This is a genomic window from Arsenicibacter sp. R0_47 (genome assembly GCF_057652235.1).
In genome coordinates this window covers 19,773-42,202 of the sequence record NZ_JBYFCJ010000023.1, presented here as the reverse complement: position 1 = coordinate 42,202, position 22,430 = coordinate 19,773, and the positions used below count along the sequence as shown (strand labels likewise).

General features: G+C 57.0%; 17 protein-coding genes. All 17 read left to right on the top strand.

Annotated features, from left to right (window positions below):
• Positions 1-29: 29 nt before the first annotated feature.
• The 17 genes from AC23NW_RS26840 (at position 30) to AC23NW_RS26760 (ending at position 22,372) form a co-directional block, all read left to right on the top strand.
• The gene (locus AC23NW_RS26840) at positions 30-443 is read left to right on the top strand and encodes a hypothetical protein (protein ID WP_487453379.1); all 414 of its coding nucleotides are present in this window, start codon (positions 30-32) and stop codon (positions 441-443) included.
• Positions 444-504: 61 nt separating this feature from the next.
• The gene (locus AC23NW_RS26835) at positions 505-1,362 is read left to right on the top strand and encodes a hypothetical protein (protein WP_487453378.1); all 858 of its coding nucleotides are present in this window, start codon (positions 505-507) and stop codon (positions 1,360-1,362) included.
• On the top strand, positions 1,359-1,850 hold the full coding sequence (locus AC23NW_RS26830) for a hypothetical protein (RefSeq protein ID WP_487453377.1): 492 nt from the start codon (positions 1,359-1,361) through the stop codon (positions 1,848-1,850). The genes AC23NW_RS26835 and AC23NW_RS26830 overlap by 4 nt, the downstream gene beginning before the upstream one ends.
• 71 nt (positions 1,851-1,921) lie before the next feature.
• Positions 1,922-6,241 carry a putative Ig domain-containing protein gene (locus AC23NW_RS26825; protein WP_487453375.1) on the top strand — a complete coding sequence of 1,440 codons (4,320 nt, stop codon included), beginning with the start codon at positions 1,922-1,924 and terminating at the stop codon, positions 6,239-6,241.
• A 3-nt stretch (positions 6,242-6,244) separates the two neighbouring features.
• Positions 6,245-7,876 (top strand): hypothetical protein, encoded by a 1,632-nt coding sequence (locus AC23NW_RS26820; RefSeq protein WP_487453373.1) that lies wholly within the window; start codon positions 6,245-6,247, stop codon positions 7,874-7,876.
• Complete coding sequence (locus AC23NW_RS26815; protein WP_487453372.1) at positions 7,876-8,052, top strand: hypothetical protein; 177 nt, start codon at positions 7,876-7,878, stop codon at positions 8,050-8,052. The genes AC23NW_RS26820 and AC23NW_RS26815 overlap by 1 nt, the downstream gene beginning before the upstream one ends.
• Positions 8,052-10,871 (top strand): hypothetical protein, encoded by a 2,820-nt coding sequence (locus AC23NW_RS26810; protein ID WP_487453370.1) that lies wholly within the window; start codon positions 8,052-8,054, stop codon positions 10,869-10,871. The genes AC23NW_RS26815 and AC23NW_RS26810 overlap by 1 nt, the downstream gene beginning before the upstream one ends.
• A 2-nt stretch (positions 10,872-10,873) precedes the next feature.
• A complete protein-coding gene (locus tag AC23NW_RS26805) occupies positions 10,874-13,720 on the top strand; it encodes a phage head spike fiber domain-containing protein (RefSeq protein ID WP_487453368.1) in 2,847 nt (948 codons plus the stop codon).
• Positions 13,721-14,140, top strand: a complete 420-nt coding sequence (locus tag AC23NW_RS26800; protein ID WP_487453366.1) for a hypothetical protein — start codon at positions 13,721-13,723, stop codon at positions 14,138-14,140.
• A complete protein-coding gene (locus AC23NW_RS26795) occupies positions 14,140-14,595 on the top strand; it encodes a hypothetical protein (protein ID WP_487453365.1) in 456 nt (151 codons plus the stop codon). Before AC23NW_RS26800 ends, AC23NW_RS26795 begins: the two co-directional genes overlap by 1 nt.
• A gap of 1 nt (position 14,596) precedes the next feature.
• Positions 14,597-14,980, top strand: coding sequence for a DUF1353 domain-containing protein (locus AC23NW_RS26790; RefSeq protein ID WP_487453364.1), 384 nt, complete (start codon positions 14,597-14,599; stop codon positions 14,978-14,980).
• A 47-nt stretch (positions 14,981-15,027) separates the two neighbouring features.
• Complete coding sequence (locus AC23NW_RS26785) at positions 15,028-15,672, top strand: hypothetical protein (RefSeq protein WP_487453363.1); 645 nt, start codon at positions 15,028-15,030, stop codon at positions 15,670-15,672.
• Positions 15,673-15,692: 20 nt separating this feature from the next.
• Positions 15,693-16,019 carry a hypothetical protein gene (locus AC23NW_RS26780; protein WP_487453362.1) on the top strand — a complete coding sequence of 109 codons (327 nt, stop codon included), beginning with the start codon at positions 15,693-15,695 and terminating at the stop codon, positions 16,017-16,019.
• Positions 16,020-16,025: 6 nt separating this feature from the next.
• Positions 16,026-16,484, top strand: a complete 459-nt coding sequence (locus AC23NW_RS26775; protein WP_487453360.1) for a lysozyme — start codon at positions 16,026-16,028, stop codon at positions 16,482-16,484.
• Between the two features lie 48 nt (positions 16,485-16,532).
• Positions 16,533-18,539, top strand: coding sequence for an efflux RND transporter periplasmic adaptor subunit (locus AC23NW_RS26770; protein WP_487453359.1), 2,007 nt, complete (start codon positions 16,533-16,535; stop codon positions 18,537-18,539).
• Positions 18,539-19,063: a hypothetical protein gene (locus tag AC23NW_RS26765; protein WP_487453358.1), complete on the top strand. Its 525-nt coding sequence runs from the start codon at positions 18,539-18,541 to the stop codon at positions 19,061-19,063. The genes AC23NW_RS26770 and AC23NW_RS26765 overlap by 1 nt, the downstream gene beginning before the upstream one ends.
• 9 nt (positions 19,064-19,072) lie before the next feature.
• Positions 19,073-22,372, top strand: a complete 3,300-nt coding sequence (locus AC23NW_RS26760) for a phage tail tape measure protein (protein ID WP_487453356.1) — start codon at positions 19,073-19,075, stop codon at positions 22,370-22,372.
• The last annotated feature ends 58 nt before the right edge of the window (positions 22,373-22,430 follow it).

Below are 22,430 nucleotides of genomic sequence, written 5' to 3'. Positions count from 1 at the left end.
AGTTTTCACTTTAACCCCGATTCAGTACCATGAAAAAGTTTCTGCTCCTGGGCTGGCTTCTGCTGGGCGTATCCGTCCTGCTGACGGCGGCTGATCCGCCGGATTCCGCTCTCTCCTGCGCCCCCGTTTCACTGTCTGCGGCCGGCAAGGCTGCGATCACCCCGCTGCTGCACGCTGATCAGGCTATTTACGTGGCTGACAGCATCCGTCAGACTGATGCAGCGCCGGCTGTTTCTGTTAATGCCCGGCCTGCGGCTCAATCTGCGCTGAAATCCCGCTACGTTATCTATCTGGCGCGGTCAGTCGTAACCATCGCTGACCTGCTCCTGCTGCGGACTACTACACACAAAACGGCGGGTTTATGGTTTGTCTGCGTGCTGCCCAAACGACTCTACCAGTCCGGATCCGGCGGGCTGCCTTTGCGATGTTTACCCCTGATGTAGGGCAATATTCACCATCTAAGCCAGAAAAAGCGGCAGAACTGCCGCTTTTTTCATTCTCACCATGCACACAATCAACCTCAAAACCCCGGATTATGACCTGTTTTTTACCGGTCCATCGGCCTGGCATGAACTGTCCGCAGACCAGCGGATCGCGCTCATGCGGCTGCGGGAGCGCCTGAGCGACGCCCCCGAGAGTATTTTCCCTGCCCTGACGCTGCTGTTTGGCATGAGACGCCGGCATCTGCGGTGGTTTTACGACGAGCGCTGGCTGCGCTATAAGGGATTTGAGCCCGACGAGATCTCCCTGCTGCTCCAGCAGGGCCAGTCGCTGCTGGAGCTGGTGAGCTTTGTGATGCGGCCCGACGAAAAAGCCGGATTTCTGCCCCGGTTTTCCCGCTACAGTTACCGCTTCGGTACGCCGGCGGTCCTGATTGGCCGTTTGTTGCGCCGTCAGGTCTGGTACGGCCCCGCTCCGGCCATGACCGACTGCACCTTCGGGGAGCTGATGTTTGCCGACCGGGCGTACCGGGCCGCCGATAACGCTACGCTGACGGCCATTCTCTACCGGCCGGCCAAAAACGGCGTCCGGATCCGGTTTGATCCGGACGGGGCTGATAAACGGGCCGCCATCTTCCGCTCACTGGATCCGGCGATACACGCCGCCGTCCGCCACAGTTTTGAGAGCACCATTGCCATGCTCGCCCGCGCGTTTCCGCATGTGTTTTCGCCGGCAGAGGGGGGAAACACGCAGCCGTCAGCCGGCTGGCTGGATGTGGCCCTGTCCATGGCAAAGTATGACCCGACGCAGATCCGGCACTATGAGCAGACTAACCTGTATCTGACCCTCAGGGCGCTCGACATGCAGCTCAGGGCGGATCAGGCCCAGCAGAAGGAACTCGAAAAACTCAGACGAACATGACCGAACAGCAGTACATCAGCTATTTTGAGGGGCTGGCCGCTGCCCATACGGCCATTCAGCACTCGGAAGGCTCGCCCCGCTTCTGGGTAGCCGATAACGATGAATATACCGAAGTTGTGCAGGCAGTACGGTCAAAACTAACCCTGCCCTGTCTGCTGCTGGATCAGTACGTGGATGATGTGGACGACAGCCAGGATAATTTCAGGGTGAATGTATCCGGCGGGTTTTCTGTCCTTGTCCGCTTTGAGCAGGGCAACAGCCGGGCCCAGCGGGAGGCCCGCCACCAGGCGCGGATGATCGCCCTTCAGATCCTGCGCCGGTTCCGGGCTGATTGCCGCAAACATATTTTCGGGAAAGGTGTGCTGCTGAGCCCGCCGTTTAGCGGGGAAGCTACTCCGGTCCTGGGCAACATTGCCGTGGGCTGGAGCTACGGGTTTAAACTCTCGGCGCCCCTGTCCGTTGCGCCCGATGACTGCTGGGACGGCTGATACGTACAACGTTTGTCAGAGCAGAAGGAGCGGTAAGAAGGCTATTTCGGGGCCAAGCATTCATGCGTCGTATGGCCATCTCCAAAATCTTCTCTCCCGATCCGCTGGCGCTGACCAAAGGCGGCCGCTGTGCCTACCGCTTTCAGGGCGACGGCCGCGTGGTCGCCGCCGGCATCGCGGCCGTCAACGGTTTTGTGATCTCCGGTCCGCTGGCAGAGGGTAACAGCATTACCCTCCAGTGGGGCGACAAGACCGAAACGCTGACGATCCGTAATAATCCGGCCGAACCCGGCGAGCTGCCGGCAGGAAACGGCGGCGCTGCCCACGCCAATCAGCTGGCCGATTACCTGAGCCAGTACCAGCCCTTCCGCGAAGATTTTACCGTATTCCGCTCCTCACTGAATGGTTTTGAGGGGGTAAACCTCACCGCCCGCCGCGAGGGGCAGCAGTATAATATCCGCCAGCTCAGCCAGTCGGGCAACTGGAGCGTGGGCAACGCCTTGGCCGGCCAGGCGGAAATCATCCGCGAACGGTACAGTATCTACGTCGAGCTGTTTGTGGCCCGCCCCGGGCTGGACGGCTCGGATCCGGATCATTTCGTCCGCATCTATGCCGCTACCATCGACACGGATGCGGACGGCTATGCCGATTTTGACTGCGGCTCGATGCTGCACAGTCAGCTCTCGGCCGACCTGCCCCTGTTTGAGCAGGCAATCGGCAAGGTAAACACCCTGTCAGCCCGCCCCTACTACGTTGCCTACGGGGAGGCCTGGGGTTCTCCCCTGAAAGTAGCCCTGGTGACAGAAGATACCGTGAAACGGGCCTATCTGGGCGGGGCGGACTACATCCACGCCGCCGGCGAGGGTTTTTCGCTGCCGCAGCTGGGCGGCATTCAGCCGCCGGTCAGCCGGGCGCTGCGCTTCGGCCCGCGCCGCCGCTACGTGCGGCTCAACGAGCCCTCCTACCTGACATTCATTAATTTTCATGCATCTCAGTCCGCAGCCGGTCTCTCCGTGCGGCTGATTTTTGACGATAACAGCTCACTGACCCGCACGGATCTGGTGGCGGAGCTCCCCTTTCCGGCCGGCGCCAAACTCACCTTTGCCACCGGCTTCAACGCGCTGGGGCTCTCGGAGCTCGTACCGGCGGGCAAGTACCTGAAGGAATACTTTGTGGTGCTGCACCACGGGGAGAGCGACTACAGTGCCGAATACCGCTACACGATTGACTACGCCTACCGGCCGTATACCCGGTATTTTATCTATCTCAATTCGCTGGGGGCATTTGATACCCTGACGACCTACGGCAAGGGCTCGGCTGAACTCTCACGGGCCGGCGAGCTGGCCGAAAGCGTGCTCCCGATTCAGTATTCCGTTACCGACGGGCAGTTTGCCGAGTACGACGTGCAGCTCCAGCAACAGTATGAAGTAGCTACGGGCTTCCGGCCCGAAGGATTTCTCACCCGCTGTACTGACTTTTACCGATCGCCGGTGAAGTTCCTTCTCCGCCCGTCGCGTGAGGTTTTACCGATAGGCCTGGTCAGTAAATCCATTAAGCAGGCTAAAGACGGGGACTCGCTGTTTGCCCATTCGTTCAGCTTCCAGTTTCTCTATCAGGATATGTTTTTCACAGACAACGACGAGTTTGACGAAGGCCCGCCGCCGGGCTTTTCGGGCGTTGGCAGCATTACCGTCGAGCAGACGCAGGTAATTGCCGCTGTCGACAATACAGTACCCGCTGCGGCCCGTCAGCTTACAACCGAGGATCTGAGCTACATCCGCCAGATTAATGCACTTGTCACTGCCAGCTCGGGTAAGCTATCCCCGTCGGCCGCCGATCTGCTGTATCCGCGGAAAAATACTGTACTCACGGCCGCGCAGGCGGACCTGGCGTATCTGAAGGCGGATGCCATATCGGAGAGTGCTCCTCTTACCGTTGGTGGCGTGATGGCTCCTTTTGCCGAAACCGAAGAGGCCGAGGGGCTGCTGGCTTATACCCGGCCGCAGGAAGGCAGCCAGAACAAGGAAGTGAAGGTCATTATTTATGACAAGCTGAAAGATGTACTCACTACGCTGCTGGAGCTGGATACCTTTGTGAAGGTAAACGACGCCGGCAATCAACTGGAGCAGATCTTCTCTGCACTGATCGGGCAGTACGGCATTAATGCGCCGCTAGATATTGACCCCCGTGCTACAATTGAGATAAAAGCCCATCGCGGGCTGGAGGTGATCGGCAAAGGCAAAGACAAAGACGGCGATATCCGCCTGCGCCTTGATCTGGAACCGCTGCCGCCCACCGGCAAGTTTTCGCCGCTGCTCATCAGCGATGACAGTAAAATAGCATTCAGAGCCTCGTTTGCCGAATTTATGGCACTGGCTACCGGAGAAAAATCGCAGCAGCAGGATGCCGATCCGGGACTGCCGGTTGCTCCGGATATTGCCGATATTGTCATTTCATCGGGGGCTGCACTCAGTATCACGCTGCCGGCTTTCACCAAAGCCGACGGCACGAAATACCCCTACACGATTTCCTACGCCGTTGAAACCCCTCCGGCCGGTTTTGCGTTTGCGGGTTCCAGCAGGAGATTGACAGGCACCCGCACGGTTGCCGAGGAGACCACATGGCCGCTTGTGCTGGTTGGTACGGTAGGGCCCGGCCTGCAGGCTGACAATGTTGTCAGAAAGCCGTTCAACCTTCGGGTGCTGGCGGCTCCGGTGACGCAGAAACCCCAGCCGACTGTTACCCAGATTTCCGCCCTGACGCTGGTGCAGGGGCAGACTACCCCGCTACAGGCAGAGGTAAGCTACGGCAACGGGGTAACCCAAACCGGTACATGGTCAGCAGCCGGCTTGCCTTCCGGCCTGAGCATTGATCCGGCAACGGGTAAATTTCCCGGCTTCCCTACGCTGCCAGGCGAATACTACGTAACGCTGACGTGGACAGATGCGGACGGACAGACGGATGACATGCAATTCACGATGGTCGTTGCACCTAATCCGGTGAACGCCTGGCTGAAAGGTATTTTCGTGCGGATTGATGTTAACACGGGCGGTGTGGATATTTTCATTCAGACAGAAAACACGAACGCAGTGTTAGTTGCTTTCCGGACACTGGACAGCACGGTATATACCGGTAATGCGGCCAATGGCAGCCAGACAGGAACCGATCCTGTCGGAGCGGGCCACTTTCAGTCTGCCGTACCTTCGACCGGCAACGCTGAGTTCAATTTCCGCGCGGGTTTCTATGCATTCTCGCTCAATCCCAGAACCGGTGGTCTGGCAGGCGGCAAAGCCTATGCCGTGGATGTAAAGCGGCCGGGTGATACGACCAGCGAGGATTTCTTTTTCTACTACAATCCGGTCCAGAACACCCCGATTACGCCGCTGCTGACGGAAGCACCTACGGCAGGTACGGGCACAAACCAACTGGTGCCGCCAAACGTGGGCACGGTTCCGGTTATTGTCGGCCAGACAATCAGCAAACGGATTGCGGACTTTAACGGCTGGCAATCGGGCGAGGTTAAATCATTCTCGTATTCCGGTGTGCCTACGGGTGTGGCCATCACCTTTGATACCAATACGAATGAATTTGTGTTGAGTGGTTCGGCTGCTGCTGCCGGCAACAGCACCATTGGAGTCATTGCGACCGGCGATAAGGGTTCGCAGGGATCGTTCAGCTTTAATTTGTCGGCAACCGTAGCGGCTTCAGCGATAACGGCGATCTACCGGAAAATCACCGTGGCAGGATCGACGGTCAATATCTCATTTGAGGCGGTTGTTTCCGGTACTCAGGTTGTGGAGGTGCAGCCAAGCCGCGCATCTTTACCACCGGATACAGACTGGTACGATGTCCAGAAAAATGGCATTGGCCGGTTCGGGTTTATGTTTGGAAATGTAGTAGCCGGTGATACAGTCACCATCAAATTCCGCATCAAAGGACAGACCATCGAAATCCCGCTCACCTACACCGTCTTATCTCCTTTATCAACTAACAGCACTGTTGAGGCCTTGGTTTGGCCGGAAGCGACTAAACAAGGCAACAACCTGACCACAAACCAGCTGTACCGCGTTGGTCAGCCCGATCCGCAGAACCCGGTCTTTACGCCGTCGCTGAACTGGGTAAACGGCCCTGATGGTAACAAGTGGTTACAGGTAACAGCTGCACTTGCGGCGGCAACCTATGGCTGGAAAGTATTCCTGAACGGTGATCCTGTAGCCGGCTTCCCGATTCTTCTGCCGCAGCACACGCAGGCCACCGTTGACGTAATGGACTGGCCGACCTATAACCCGCTGGAACGCCCGTCAGGGGTTGCCTATCCGGATTTACGCAAGGCGCAATTGCTTCTCTACACCGGGACGCCCGATGGTATGTCTGTCACGCAAAACGCTTAAAATATGCCATTTGCAGAAAAACCAAAACTAAACACTTTGGGCTGGGTTGGTCAGTGGATCAACCAGCCCAAAGTTGCGTCGTCAGTAGATGGCGTGAAACTGATCCAGCATCAGGTTTTTGAGGTCGCAGACCCGTCCGACCTGCCCGGCCGTGCCGGTGTCGATGGCGTAGCCAAGCCGGATGAATCCAAGTCAAATCAGCCTGCTCTGGCCAGTAAAGGCTTGTGGCTGATTGGCAACGACATCTACGGTATCCTGTTCAACCACCAGTCAGACATCGGCTGGACGCCGCCTGCGTATGAAGGTGCTCCGGTGGTTGAACTAAACGACACCCACGGCCGCAAAGTAGCCAACTACATCGAAAAGGCCGGCTACATCGGTACTGAGTTCATCGGCGAGGGCAAGCTCCGTGACATCGGCGCCATTACGACCGGCACCCACATTTCTACCTTCGAGCAGGGTATCGTGCAGCGGCTAAAGGAAATCTATACCGCTGAGGGCCGGACGCTGTACTATAAAACCACGTACGGCGGCTTTCACACCTTCTGGCATACGGTCAAATTCGGGTTCCGCAAGCCGGACGGTAATCATACCGCCCCGAATGATTCCTACTGGAAAGCGGCCCTGCAAAGCCGCGCTACGGCCCGCAGCCGGTGTAATTTCTTTGCGCTGGGCTACGATGAAATGGGCATGGTGCATGACATCAAGTTTTACGCAGAAGACTTCCAGTCGCGCCGTCAGTTCTGGAACGTGATGTACGCAGTGCGGGTCTCCGTATTCGGCACCACCAATGACAACGGCTCTTACCGGAACCGGGTTTGTCTGCACTTCTGGTCCAAAGTTGAACAATTACCTGAACAGGGCGTAACATGGAGCATTCATAATGGCTTCCGCTACCGGCGTGATATACCTGCACTTAACGGTTATGTCATTTCGACCGAACACCCGCAGGTCGATCATGAATTGTTGGTCGCTATGTGTGTAGCGACTTATACCGAGGGCGTAAACGTTGATGGCCGTGAAGGTATTGCCGATGTCTGGAACTGGGAAAACAGCGAAATATTCGGCACGAATCCGCTGAAAATGACCAATCCGAACCCCAATCCGGGGCCTGACCGCGCTAACTATGTTGCCTGGTTTAACAGTGACGGAAGCAGCACTAACCCCCCGCATACCGATGGCGTAAAGGGCTATCCGGAATCACCGATGGCCTATATGGACATTGCTCCGAAAGCGAAGCTGATGTACAACATGACCGTCAATACGGCCGGAAAAAAGTGGCAGGACTGCAAGTACAAATGCATCGAGCGCAACGGCTCGCCGGTTACAGAAGACTGGGTAACACCTGCCAATTACGGCACACCGCAAAACGATGGCACGCAGCTGCTGGAATGGGCGTCAATGTATGATGGCTACAATACAACGGGTGCCGGAAAAGTGCATGGTGGATTATATGCCCGTGTGCGTGAAAAAACGGTTGGCAATCAGCTACATGTCTCCATTGTTACCTACCACCCCGGCCGAAATGTCAATGTGATTGAGGTGTATGACCTCATGACACCATCGGGGAAGGTGGTCAGATTACGCATACAGGGCGCAACCTGTGAGGTTTTCAACGAATCATATCCGGTATAATGACATCATTCACCTGCAAGGCGTATGACCGGAATGACCGGAAAGCCGAAACTGTAATTTTTGAGCAGACGATTGATGCCCGTAACAAGACGGAAGCATCATCGCAGTTTCAACGCAATATGCTGGCTGCATTAGGGGACAGAGCAACACAACTGTATTACAAAATCTCTGAATAATGGCTGAAACCACGTGGATAAAAAAGGTAAACCGCAAGCTCGCAGAGTATGACGAGCATCTGCGCGGCTTGCTGGATACGCCCTATAAATGGACGTATGAGGCAATCAATTACCTTGCCCACCGTGCATTCGGACATCGCAGGTCAGTCACTGAGTATGGCGTAAAAACCCTGTCTGAAATCGGTTATGACGATGAAGACCCGTATTACTATCTGCAACCGGCGTTCATTAAGGCCGTTGCCGAAAACACGGATCGTCTTGAACGGGCGATCCGCATCGGGCCGGTAGGGTATCCGGAAGATTGCATCATCCCAATCAACCGGCAGATCAGGACGTATAACCGCAACATCAACATTCAAGGGTTCGGGGCTGATTCTGTTATCAGGGTATATCCAGGCAAGGCTAATCCGGACGGTACGCCAGATCTGACGTGGGGGCAGGGGTTCAGCTTCGACGTGTCGGCAGGCCGGAAAACCGTTAAGCTGCATGATTTCAAGGTCGAGATGCACGGAGACTTCCAGAACGGCGAATACATCCAGATAAACGGATATGCTGTTGACCAGCCCAGCAACATCGACTTTCAGCTTAGCCGCCAGAACATTGATATTTTCAATGTCTTCCTCAACGGCTCGAATGCGTATACGAGTGACCGGCCCTGGTCGAACGGGACAAAATACGGCCTGAAGCTCTACAATCCCAACTACGCAAGTATCTACTGGGTACAGATGCAGGGCAACGGCATCCGCAATCCGGAAGGGGTACGCCGTAACAACTACGGCATCTACATTGAATCAACCAGGGGCGGCTACGAGTGTCTTATTTCGAGCTGCAAGATTCACGATGTTGAGGATTCGATTCATGTCGTAAACCCGATTCCGAGTCCGGGTAATTTCCCGTACGGGCAGGAGGGGATGAAAATCGAGCTGTGCACCTTCGTTAACGTACGGCGGTGCGTGGTACTGCTGGGTGATACCTACGGCGCTCCCGGCTGGGATATTCTGTTTTGTCACGGAAACTTCGAGGCGATTGGTGTCTACGTCGAGCAGATGCGGCAGGGCCGGATTTCCGGTCTGTGGTACTGTTCGGGCTTCAACGGTCCGGGCGTATGCGCTTATTTCTACCTCAACCGGTCAGCCTCTGACTGGGAGATTACGGGGAATAAGTGTTACTGGCAGGGTGCGCCGGATACGCAGAAATCACCACGGGGTGTAATTGTGTCGGGCGGGTATATCCCCGTTTTAGACCGGTTCGAATTTGCGGTGGCCAACAACATTCACCACAACCTGTTTGTGGGAAAACCGGGCGGCGGCATGGAAGACTGCTGGTTTCAGGACGGGGCCATTCAGAATTTCTACCAGTTTAACCGGCGCGAAAACCTGTTACCTGCACGGTCAAACCTGCCCCAGAACGTTACTACGCCCAATTCTCCGACCCCGCCGATTGCAGGCGGGATCGTGCCTATTGTGCATGGCGAATTAGTAGTGGATGAGGTGCCGGTACTGGATGCAGACGGTGAGCCGCTGCCCTCCGGCGAGACCGAGTTTCTGGTACTTGCCCGTAAGTCAGAGGGGGCCGAGCTTGTTCCGTTCACCGGTAACATTACAGTATGCCGGGTGTCGTCAGGCGGCGAGATCGTACTGATTAATGTGGGCAGCAATGCCGACCCCACCGGCTACATTCTGGATCTTCAATGGGCGCAGGGCACTGAGGTGGATGTCTGGATACGGGACAGCTACTATTCAGCGATTGATTACAGCAATCCGGCGCACCCGGTAGCTATATCCAGTCCGTTCGAGGGTAAGAATATCCGGGGGTTTGCCGTCGCGTGGGGCGTGAAAATCAACCTGCATACGGATGTGCCGATCCTGCTGAAAAATAATGTTGACCTGCTGCCCCTGACGCAGCAGCGGGACATTATGCTCCTGCCGCAAGAGGTCATTTCGTTCCGTAACGGGCGGCGGGGCATCGAGCAGCTGGAATACCGGTCGGTTGTACACCTGACCGAAACGCGGGATAACCTGCTGACGGGGGTTAAGTACCTCTATACCGGCCGGCTGCATCCCTATCCGCTGGAAGACGGCAAACAGCTGTGGATTTTTGAGGTGATCGACCGCTATATCGGCCAGAACGGCGGGCGGTATGAACGGCTACAGGCACGGAATATTTTCGCCAACGTGGTTCTGGAATGTCAGATTGTCAACGATTCGGGCTGGTCGGACTGGTCGGTGATTCTGGGGCCGGTCCTGTATACCGAAGACGCCGGAAATATTGCGGGTAATCAGAATTATCTGGTGGCGGCAACCATTTTCGGAAAAAGCCTCTGGCATCTGGATTACCGGGTGTTTACCGGCTCAAACGGCGTAAAGCGGCACGCACAGATCATGCTGGCGGACGACAACAGCTACCTGATTACACGCACGGCCGTAGGCGATGCTGCCTATACGCCGTGGCAGCGGGTAGGGGCCAAAATGGCAGATACCACGTTCCTGCAAAACAGCGATTTCACGACCTACATCGACACTAACGGCAACCTTCAGCTTTCGGCGAAGAGCGACACCGGCACCCAGTACGACATTATCACCTATCCGGTGACGGTCGGGGAAAGTGTCATTACGGGCGGCTCCTTTCTGCTCATGTACGACAACGCCGCCAAACGGTGGTACAAGATTACGCAGGATGATGAGATTACGATTATCCGGCGCGTGACCGACAGCATCTACCTGCGCCGGGACAATATCCCGGTAGTGAGCAGCTTCAATGTAAACCAGAAGCAGATACGATACGATATAACCACCGGGCAACTGGTAAGACTCGCTTAAATATGATCGGACTACAAAAACTTGTCAATCTGTCGCTGTCGGGTAACCGGCAGAACGAGTACCGGCTTCCGCTGTATTTCGCCAGCGGGCAGGTGCCCTCCGATCTGGAGGCAGAGGTGTATTTCGGGGATGACCCGGCGCCTGTTCCTTCCCTGAAGCCGGCGTTTATTCTGTCCCAGACCCGGCCGGATCTGGCAATTCTGGTCATCTCCGGCCCCAAGATGCTGGCCGCATCAGATTACAGTAATCTCTACGTCGAGCTGAGCTACGGGGGCATGGTGCAGACGCGCGGCACGCTGACATCTGATCTGCGCACCGAACAGACGCCACGGCAGGATTTCTTTAAGCTGCACACGTTTGGCGGCGATATGGTCTACGTATTTCTGGATCAGATCATCGCGCAGATGCTGGGGGTGCAGGATGATGTCAACGCGAAACATGGTCAGGTCAATACCGCCAAACAGCATGTTGATCAGCAGGTGATTCATGTTGATCAGCAGGTTGAACACGTTGATCAGCAGGTTGAACACATTGATGATCAGAGAGAGGCTATTGATCAGCTGGCTCAGCAAACCGCTGATGACCGGCAGGCGACACATCAGGACCGTCAAGCTGTTGCCTCAGACAAACAGACCGTAGCCGATAACCTGAATCTGACCAACACGTACAAGAACAGCGCCTACAATTCGGCAGTTGCGGCCGGTACGTCAGAAGATAATGCAGAAGCCAGTGCCCAAACGGCCACCAATAAGGCTGCTGAAGCCGCTGCCAGTGCCGAAAGTGCCGCTGATTCACTGGGGCAAGTGGAAGTACTGGCCGGTCAGACGGCTAACGACCGGCAGGCCACTAATCAGGACCGGCAGCAGGTAGCCTCTGATAAGCAGACTGTCAGCGACAACCTGAACCTGACTAACCAGTACAAGAACAGCGCCTACAATTCGGCGGTTGCGGCCGGTACGTCGGAAACCAACGCCAAAACCAGCGAGAACAACGCAGCTGCTTCCGCCCTGCTGGCTCAGCAGGAACGTATTGCCGCGCAGGAGAACCGTTACCGCTACATGGGCAGCTGGGCACCGAACACGGATTACATCGTTGGTGATGGTGTATTGTACGGCAACAGCTTCTACCGGCGTAAGACTGCCGGAAACAGCGGGTCTACCTTCGCAAAAGCCAATTGGGACTTACTGGCTGCCGGTGTCAACCCGCGCGGTTCGTGGGCGGCGAATACAGACTACCTGCTGAATGATCTGGTTGTATTCCGCCGGTCGGCCTACCTGGCTACATCGGACTTTACAAGCGGCTCCACGTTTTCGCGGGCCAACTGGCTGCGCCTGTTCAGCGGATGGAATCCAGCCGGAGCCTGGCAGGCCAACACGCAGTACTACGAAGATGATATTGTCCGGAATGCCGGCAGCAGCTACCGGGTTACGACGGATCATGTTTCGGGTGCCAGCTTCAGTACCACAAATCTGGAAAGTGTGGCAGACAAAGGCGATCCGGGGACACTAACGGCATCCGCCTTTCCGGTCGTTTCGCTGCCGCTGGTATCTACAGATAAGATTGTCATTCAGCGCAGCGATGGGTCGATGGGCAAGATTGACCCGTTTACGACCGGTTTTCCGGATGTCCGGCCCAGTGTGCTGTTCGATTTTGCGGGTTCCGGTGTCGTATCGCCCCGCCTGACATATGGTCGGTCAGGTCCGGCAACACGGTACAATCGGACCGGACTTCGGGAGCTTATAGGTGCTAACGTGCCCCGTATTAATTTCGACCCTGCTACGAAAAAGTGCCTGGGCTATCTGGCCGAAGAGAGCCGCACGAATATTCAGCTATACGGGGGGCAGTTGAACGGCAGCGGATGGCTTACTGGCGCAGGGCTAACCATCACAGCGGATGCAACTACCGGCCCTGATGGAAAAATGACAGCGGACGCGATGGTTGGTGTTGCCGGGTCTGGTTTCGCGTATGTAAGGAGATTATATTCTGCTGTTGGCGCTAATACTGTCTATACGGTTTCCGCAGACGTGAAATATAGCAACTACAGGTATGTTGCTATTCGGGTAGCGGGGAGTATATCAACGCCTGGCATAGCGTTTGATTTCAACACCCTCAGTTTCGTTGCAAACAACTCCGGCGCAAACTACACAACATTCGTCGAAACTCTCGCAGGCGGCTGGTACAGGATCAGTGCGAGCCGGACGGTTACTGTTGCCGAAGGCTCCTGGTACGCCGGATTACATCTAAGCAATGCGGCTCATGCAGAAACTCCGGGGCTTGCGGGCGGCGAAACAGTGTATGTAGATAATATAGAATTATCGGTCGGTGCATTTCCTACGTCGGCCAATCCGACCGGAACAAGTGGGGTGGCTGCTGTACGCGGTGCGGATGTGTTGCGGCTTCCGGTTTCAAGGAACTGGTTCAACCCCGAAGAGGGAGCAATATTCGTAGAGATAAGGCACGGGGCTACAGGATCATCCGGAACTCTTTGTGGGATTGGCACAGACTCGACAGACGGTATCCATATCCGGCAGGCGGCATCGACCGTTTCGGCTATGTTCCGGGACCCGGCGCTTGGTAGTAACGGCGACAGCGGGACAACAGCATGGACATCCGGCGCCATTGCCCGCTATGTCGTAACGTGGAAAAACGGATCTCCGGTCAAATTCTTCTATGCAGGGGGTAGCTCCAGCGGATCGCAGAACTATGTAAGCTCTCATTCGTCCAGCTGGACATTTCTGGCTGCCGGAAGTTATGCGGACGGCACCGGGCAGCTGAACGACCACGTAATGAAACTCGCAGTATGGACAAAACAAATAGCAGATAGTCAGGCACAAACTCTTGTATTATAGATGGGACCTTACGGAAGCGGGACAAATCCCGATCAGACATCGCCTAACGGCTTGCTTGGCACGGCAGCACACGTAAACAATTCGGACAATGCGATCTGGTATGCACCAGTCATGTCGCTTGATATGATTCGCGGAGCAACCGGCATCGAATCGAAATACATCATTGTCGATGATGCCGCCTGTTCAGGATTGTTCAAATACGACAGTGCGGATACATTGAGTGCAGATGATGGTAAGGATGTACTGAAAACAATTGATAACAGGCGCTACAAGCGTCGCACACAGTTACGCAGATACACCCCGACCAGCAGCACAGATACCAACATTGCGCTGGGAGAAATCTGCTACGATGACACGCGGTTCTACGTGCGAACTGCCAGCAACGTTGTGAAATACATCACCTTTTCCGGAACACTATAATGCAACCGATCAAAATTACACTGCCCGACGATCCGACATTACCGGGCGTGCGTCAGGATTTCATCTGTAAGGGCTTTTCGGTCGTTTTTGGCGAGAACATACAGGCACAAAAGATCGTGCTTGATTTAATGCTCGAACTCTTTACCCGAACGGCTACAGACGTGCTGGTACTCGAAAACGGCGAGCCGACCGGCGAAACGGAAACCGTGTACGGGGACTGGGAGCCATACCGGCGCTTTACAGCGACCAACCAGTTTGCGTTTGTCACGCAGTCGGATAACTCAAAGTTCATCGACCCGCAAACGTTTGACCTGGTACCGGCAGGGACGCCGGGCGCCGTACCGGAACTGGCTGCAATTTGGAGCAACTTCGGCGGACCGATCACGCAGATGCTGCAAACGGTGATGAACCGGATGGTGGTGCGGGGGAACCTGAACGATCTGAGTCAGCTCTGACATGCCCGCCGACCTGCTGCACGCAACCGTCCGAAAGCTCTACAGCGATGCCAAATACGACTGGTGGGAGCTGGCCGAGGAGGCAGCGATCACTGTCGATGGTGTCAGCTACATTATTCCGGCGGGTTTCGTATCAGACGGGGCATCGGTTCCCTTTTGGGTGCCGGACTGGCTGATTCCGAGGGCTGGCCGAAGTTTTCTGCCGTCACTTGGCCATGACTGGCTCTGCTCGCTGGCGATTGTGCCGGAAGAGACAGCCAACGCCTGGTATTATACCGCACTACAAGACGCCGGTATCGCGCAGTGGCAGGTTGAGCTCATGTACAGCTACTGCGAGACGTATGCGGTGTTCCGGTACGGCGAGCTGGTAAAGAACGATCTGTAATGCCCGCCGGCGGGAGAAAGCCGGGGTATTTACCCAAACGTAACTCTATGAAAACATTGCTTAACCTTTCCCTGCCCCTCTGGCTGCTGGCCGGGGTGGCTTTACTGCTGGGCTCGCTCTGGGGCGCCAGTGCGTGGCGACATGCCCACACCGTCGGGCGGCTCACGGCCCGCGCTGACAGCCTGCGGCTCCGGAATGCGGAGCTGATCAGCGAGAATCAGATCCTGGCGTCCCGCGAGCAGCAGATTGCGGCCGAGAGTCAGCGCCGGCAGTTGCTTCAGTCCGTACAGATGCAGCTGCTCAAAGATTCGGTTACCAGTCTGCCGCTGCCCGTCCGGATCCGGTACGTGTATCAGACGACCGGTGCCGCACCGGTGCCGCCGTCGTACCTGCTGCCGGCAGTGAGCTCCCGGCTAACCATCTGCTACGATACGGTAGCCTACCGGCAGCTTACGCTCAATCTGGCCGAGCTGACCTGGCACAGGCGCACCGGTCCGCTCCGGGCGGAAGCGGAGGTCAGAAAAGACCGGATCATCGCACAGTCCGCGCAGTCCTTCCGGGCGATTGCCGGCCCTGGCTGGTTCCGGCGGCGGCGGGCTGAGGCAAAGCGTGCCCTGGACAGGATTCTGGTCTGGGCACGGGCGGATCAGGTGCTTACTGATTCCGCCGGTCGGATCCCCATTACCCCGTAACCAATCCAACAACCATGATAATGCTTGATTCCCTGTTTTCAGACAACCTGTGGACGCTGCTGTCCGGTATTTTCGGTCTGGGCAACATCCTCCAGCTGCTGCAGTACCTGCGTTCGCGGCGCAAAGACGATATCGAGACTAAAAAAAGTCTCTATGATCTGCTCGATGAGCTCAAGACGCGGCATTTGCAGGACTCAGCCAAACTGGAGGCCGAAATTGCCCATCTGCGCAACCGGGTCTATGAGCTGGAAAAGGAGCGGCAGCAGTTGCAGCTGGTGCTGATGAAACATAATATCGAGGTGCCGGTGATTGCCACCCGGCAGGAAGATCAACCCCCGAATCCGTAACAAGCTATGCACATTACCAGAACATCCGCCTCAGGGCAGGCGCTGATTAAGGATTTCGAATCCCTGCGCCTGTCCCCCTATCTCTGCGCCGCCGGTTACCCGACGATCGGCTACGGCTCCACCTATTACGTCGACGGCCGGCGGGTAACCCTGAAGGATCCCCCCATCAGCCAGGCAACGGCCACCAGCCTGTTTATGGCGGTGCTGGCCGGCTTTGAGCGTCTGGTGGACAGCGTCACCCGCGACGACGTTAGTCAGAACCAGTTCGATGCGCTGGTGAGCCTGGCCTATAATATCGGTCCGGACAATTTCAAGAAATCGACGCTGCTGGCCAAAGTCAATGCCAATCCGGCCGATCCGGCCATCCGCACCCAGTTCATGCGCTGGGTGCATGCCGACGGCAAAAAACTCGCCGGCCTGGTCAACCGCCGGGAGCGGGAAGCCAACCTGTATTTTACCCGGTAACCCACGCCGGCGGCGCCCGCAGCGCCGCCGGCCACTAACCGCAGCCACATGATTCAGATCCGTAACGATGCGGGGCAATTCCTTCAGCTTTCCGCCGGGCAGGGCATCACCGTCGAGCAGGCCTCGGGCTGGCTGTCGGACGATAACCTGCCCGGCGCATTTTCCTACCCCATTACCGCTCCGCTCAACGAGCACAACGAGCGGTTTCTGTCCTACAGCTGGCGGCCGGGCCACATCTCCCCGCAGATGGAGCTGCCCGTTAACGTCAACCTGGCCGGCATGCTCTACCGGCGCTGCACCTTCTCCTACCGGATCCGGGACGCCAAAATTGACGGGTATCTGAAAATCGACGGCGGCGAGGCCTTTTCGAAACTAAAGGAGAAGCGGCTGGGCGAGGTGCTGCCCGCCGGCATTCCCATGGCCGGCTATCCCGGTCAGCTGAAGGCGCGGCTCAGACAGATTGCGGCCATGGCGCCGGGTTCCTTCCCGTTTACGTTTTTTCCGGTGTACAACGAGCTGATGATTGAGCCGGAGTTCGGGGCCGACAAGCTGCCGGGCTTTACCCGCAGCAGCTACATCAATTCCTGGGACCGGTATGACTTTGTGACAGACTCCGCGGGTAAAACCGGCAACCTGATCAGTCCGCAGTTTTACCTGGTCTGGCTTGTCGAGCAGGTGCTGCTGGCGGCGGGCTACCGCCTGCAGGGGGACTTTTTTACCCGCCCCGAGATCCGCCGGCTGGTGGTGCTGAACCTGACGGCGATGAGCACGAAGACGGGCTTTTCCTCGCTTTTCCCTGATTACGTCTATCCCCGCTACCATGTGCCGGATATGACCGTGAGCGATTTTCTGAAGGCCGTCAAAACCCGCTTCGGGCTGGTATTCGGCTTTAACTCGACGGAAAAAACCTGCACCGTCCGGTGCTTTTCCGATGTGTGGAACGAGCGGCCCGACCGGGACTGGCGGAGCTTTCAGAAGCCGGACTACGGCATTGAGGAGGCCTCCGGATCGGGTTACACCATCGAGGAGTACCTGGATCCGGAGGATGAACTGTATAAAGTCCCGGACGGCAAGGGCGGGCTGACGCTCACCCAGCCTAAAACCTACGTTTCCGGTGACGGCACCAACCGGATTCCCATGCCGGTCGGCACGGCCAACATCACCTACCTGGTGACGCCCTACAACCCGGCCGCAAAATGGATCGTGCCGGTGGTACGCCAGCCGGGCAACATTCTGGATCCAACCTACCAGGCCTCGGCGCGGTACGTCACCGACGGGCTGCGGAAAAACAGCTGCGGGCTGCGGCTGCTGGCCTACATGGGCATGCAGAAGGATTCGGCCGGCTCGCTCTACCCGCTGGCCACGTCGGCCGTGCGCGACGGCACGCAGGCGCAGATCAGCAGCTTCTCCCCCGCCCTGTCGGGCCGCTTCGGGGGCTGGAACGGCGGGCTGGCGCTGTATTATTACTTTCTGGCCAATACCCGGAAAATCACGGCAGACCTGCTGGTTCCCGCTCAGGAGCTGGCAGGTCTGAAGCTGCACAAACCGGTAATGCTGTGGTTTGACCGGCAGCCGGGGCAGTTTCTGCCGGCAAAGATCACCGCCGAAGCACCGGGCCCCTCGGGCCTGCTCAAAGTCCGCGGGGAGTTTCAGACCGTGCCGGCGGCGATAAGTCTGGGCACGGAACAGTTTGCGGATCCGGTCTGGGTGGAATGGGCTGAAACCCGCACGCAGGCCTCGCGCTCGCAGTCAGGCGTGGTATTCGTCGAGCGCCGGACCACCATCACCGTCAGGTTCTGGAAAGAGCGGCAGCGGCTTACGCCCGTAGCCGTGCAGTCGCTGCCGCTGCGGGTCAGAAAAAAGGTGGCCTACGTGGTGGGCTCTTCGCAGCCCGACGTGGAAACCATCCAGCCCTATTACGGTACCGGCACGCAGACCGTTCTGGAGAGCAGTGCGCTGGCCGACCGGCTTCAGTCCGGATCGATGCTGGCAGGTCTTCAGTTCTACACCACCACGTATCAGCTCGAACCCGGCGACGATTATAACATTATCTGATGGACTACCGCGATCTGGATATCAACACGAAAATTAACCTCCGGGCCATGCTCCAGGCGTGGACCCGGGTAGCGCAGCAGCGCTTTCAGCAGAAGGAGATCACCCCTAAGGTGTACGGGCTGATTACCAACCGGCGGGGGGTGCAGCGGACAAGTCTGGGTAAAAACTACCGGTTCGGGCAGGGTGAGCGCAAATGGCTCAAAAAACGTACCTGGCAGCTGCGTGACAGCTGGCGCAGCCAGGTAACGGCCGGTAACGGCGGCGGGGCGGTGCAGCTGAGCTTTCCGTTATACGGCCGCTTTGTGGACATGGGCGTCGGGCGCGGGGTGGATTACCAGCTGGCGAAATACGCCCGACGCACGGCCAACGGCGAGGAGCTCAACCGCCACCCCAAACGCTGGTACAGCAAGCGCAAGGCGTTTGAAACCCACCGGCTGCGTGAGCTGGCGGCCCGCTACTACGTCAATGTACCCGTCGATCTGATTGAAAACGCCTTATCTACCTCATTAACCCTCACTCCGTAAAAAATGGGAATGACGCAACAGGACCGGGCAGTCATTAACCTGGTCATCAACGGGCAGCAGGCCCAGACATCGCTGAAGGAGATCACCCTGAGCACGGCCCGGCTGCGCTCGGAGATCATCAAGATGAAGGAGGCCGACAATCCGGAGGCCTACCGGGCTAAGGTCGCCGAATATCAGAAAATGGTGGCCGCCCAGAAGCAGATGGCCACCCAGATCAACAATACCACGACGGCCTGGCAGCGCTTCGGTCAGCGCTTTGCCGAGGTGTCGGCCGGTGTGTTCGGTGGTAACGTACTGACCATGGGCTTTCAGCAGCTGCTGGGTCTGATCCCGGCCGTAATCAGCCGGGGCATGGATCTGAAGGATCAGCTGGCCGATATAGCCAAGACAGCCGACATGACCGATCTGGAGGTCGCCGGACTAAACAAGGAGCTGCGCGGACTCAATACCCGTACGGCGACGAAGGATCTGCGCGAACTGGCGGCCGTGGGCGGTCAGTTCGGTATCGCCAAAGACCAGATGGCTGATTTTGTGGAGAGTGCCGACAAAATCAACGTGGCTCTGGGCGATCAGTTCGGCGGAGCCGAGCAGACTGTCACCCAGATGATGACCCTGCGCAATACGCTCCAGGACATCAAGACCGACCGGTCCGATCAGGATATGCTCCACATTGCCAATTCGATCAATACACTGGAGGCAGCCGGCGCTGCTACTGCGCCCGTGATCGCCGACTTTACCAGCCGGATCGGTGGGGTAGCCATCCCGCTGGGCCTTACATCAGCCCAGACACTGGGGCTCTCGGCCGCCCTTCAGGAAATGAACGTCACCGCCGAGCGGGGCTCAACGGCCGTAATCGACATTCTCAACGGTATGGCCAAGGCGCCGGCCGAGTTTGCCAGATATGCTATTGGTGCAGACGGAGCAAAGCTCAGCAGCAAGCAGTTTGCCGATCTGGTCAATAACGACCTGATGGGTGCATTGCTGTCGGTGGCCCGCGGCTTTAACACGGGCGACACGTCGGCCACCGGTATGGCAACGAAAATGGATAAGATGGGCCTGTCGGGAACCGGGGTGATGGAGATCTTCATGAAGCTGGCCACCAATACCGACATGGTCGAGCAGAAGATTGCGCTCGCCGGCAGCAGCATTGATCAGACCAGCAGTATCACCGAGGAGTTTAACAAGCGTAACTACGCCCTGGCGGTGAACATGAAAAAGCTGGGCGAGTTTGTGTCCAATTTACTGACCTCTGATACACTGCTGGGGCTGGGATCTGCGTTGACAGACATTGCTGTCAGAATGCTCGGATTAAAATCCGAGACAGAAGATACAATGCATGCGTTTGAGGAGCAGAAAAACAAGGTTCAGAATCTGAATACACAGATCGGGCCATTACTTAGCCGGATTGATGAGCTTAAGAGCAAGACAAGCCTCTCAAAAACAGAACAGGATGAGCTCAGGAAGGCCGTTGATAAGGTGGCTCAGGTTATGCCCATTGCGGCAACCGGGTTTGATCAGTATGGACGGGCAATGGATATCAATACTGAAAAGGCCCGTAAGTTCATGGAGCAGCAGCAGTATATGGCTGAGTACCTTAACCGCGATGCAATCAAGGCTCAGGAAAATGAGCTGGCCCAGCTGGAAAAGCAGCGGGCGGCACGGGTAAAGGATCTCAACAAAGGTGAGGTAACAGAAAAAGCCGGCCCCGGGGGCGGAGGTATTGCCGGTAGTCAGGCGCAGATTACCCGTAAAATGACCAATGAGGAACTGTCTGCGATCCAGCAGGAAACAACGGAGCTGAATGCGGAGATCGAAAAGCGGAAGGAAATACTAAAAGGGCTTAAGGGTTATAGCGCCGACGTCCGCAGGGAAATGCGGCGGGCACGGCTCGGGGAAGAGGTGACTAAAGCGCCGGAGGGACAAACGCCCCCGAAAACCAAAACCGGTACCGGATCAGTCCCGGCCGATCCGACAAAAGAGGAGAAAGAGCGGCTGAAGGCCAGGGTGGATGCAGAAGAGGCTATCCGTGAGCTGAATGCAAAGGCGCAGGAAGAAGACAAGGCCCGTGAGATGGAACGGGTGAAATCCAATTATGAGAAGGAACGCCGGAAAGCCAGCGACGCAAAGATCTCCGCTGAGCTCAGAAAGACATGGCTGACCGGCATTGCTGATGCAGAAAAAGCCGAACTGGCCCGAATCGAAGAAAAGTATGAAAAAAAGGACCGGGAGAAGCAGCAGAAAAAGCAGGAGCAGCTAATGAAGGATGCCGAGGAAGAGCTGGAGATCCGTAAGCGGCTGGAGCAGGCCGGAATTAAGGAAGATCTGGCAGCCGGTAAGCTAAGCGAAGAAGAAGCTAAAGCGGCTTCACTTGCAATTGAGCGGACATTCCTGGAGGCAAAGCAGCTTCTCTATGAGGCCCACTACCAGAAATTACAGGAGCTGGCCAGAGGAGATGCCGAGCAGCTGGAAGAAATCGCCCGTCAGAAAAAGCAGAAGCTGGATGATATTGATGCCTCGATTCAGGAGAACGAGGTCAATCAGCAGCAGGCTAAATCCGACATCGTCGAGGCCGAAACCAAAACCCGCAGCGAGCAGGAGCAGAAGGAAGAAAAAAGCCGGGTCGATGCCCTGAAGGCCCATATGGATAAGCGCCGCGATATCTTTAATGACTCCGTCGTTGTGCTGAAGTCGTTTTTCAAGGAAAACACCAAGGTTTACCGGGCCGCCCTGATTGCCCAGCAGGCCTGGGCGCTGGCCGAAACGGGCATCGAATACGGCCGGGCACTGATGAAGTCGGTAGCCGCCGCTGCCGGCATTCCGTTTCCGGCCAACCTTTTAGCGATCGCCAAAAGTGCGGCCGTGCCGACGCTGAGCTTTGCCGGTGCCGTGGCCCGGATCCGGGCCCAGAAGTTTGACGCCCCGCAGTTTATTGACGGGGGCTTTACCCGCGACACGACCGGTATGCCCGGCGGGTTCTACTCGACGCCGACATTTTTTTCGGGGAAAAACTATTCCGTCAGCGAAGACGGCCGGCCGGAGTTTGTTATCAACAACCGGGCGCTTCAGGTGCCGGCGGTGGCCAACTTTGCCCGCATGCTCGACGTGGTGCAGCGGTCGGGGAATTATGCGGCTGTGGGGGGCAGTACTGCATCCGGATCCGGCAACGAGGCGCTGCTGGCAGAGCTCCGGACCATGAATCAGAAGCTGGAGGGCATCAGCACCAGACCCGTTTATGCGAAAATCCATTACCAGTCATGGGAGGACGAAACCGGCCGGATCAATGACATCCGGAATCAGACAAGCCTGTAGACCTGTTTTCAGTTTGTAGCCGGAAAGCCGGACGGGTATCCTGTCCGGCTTTTTTGTT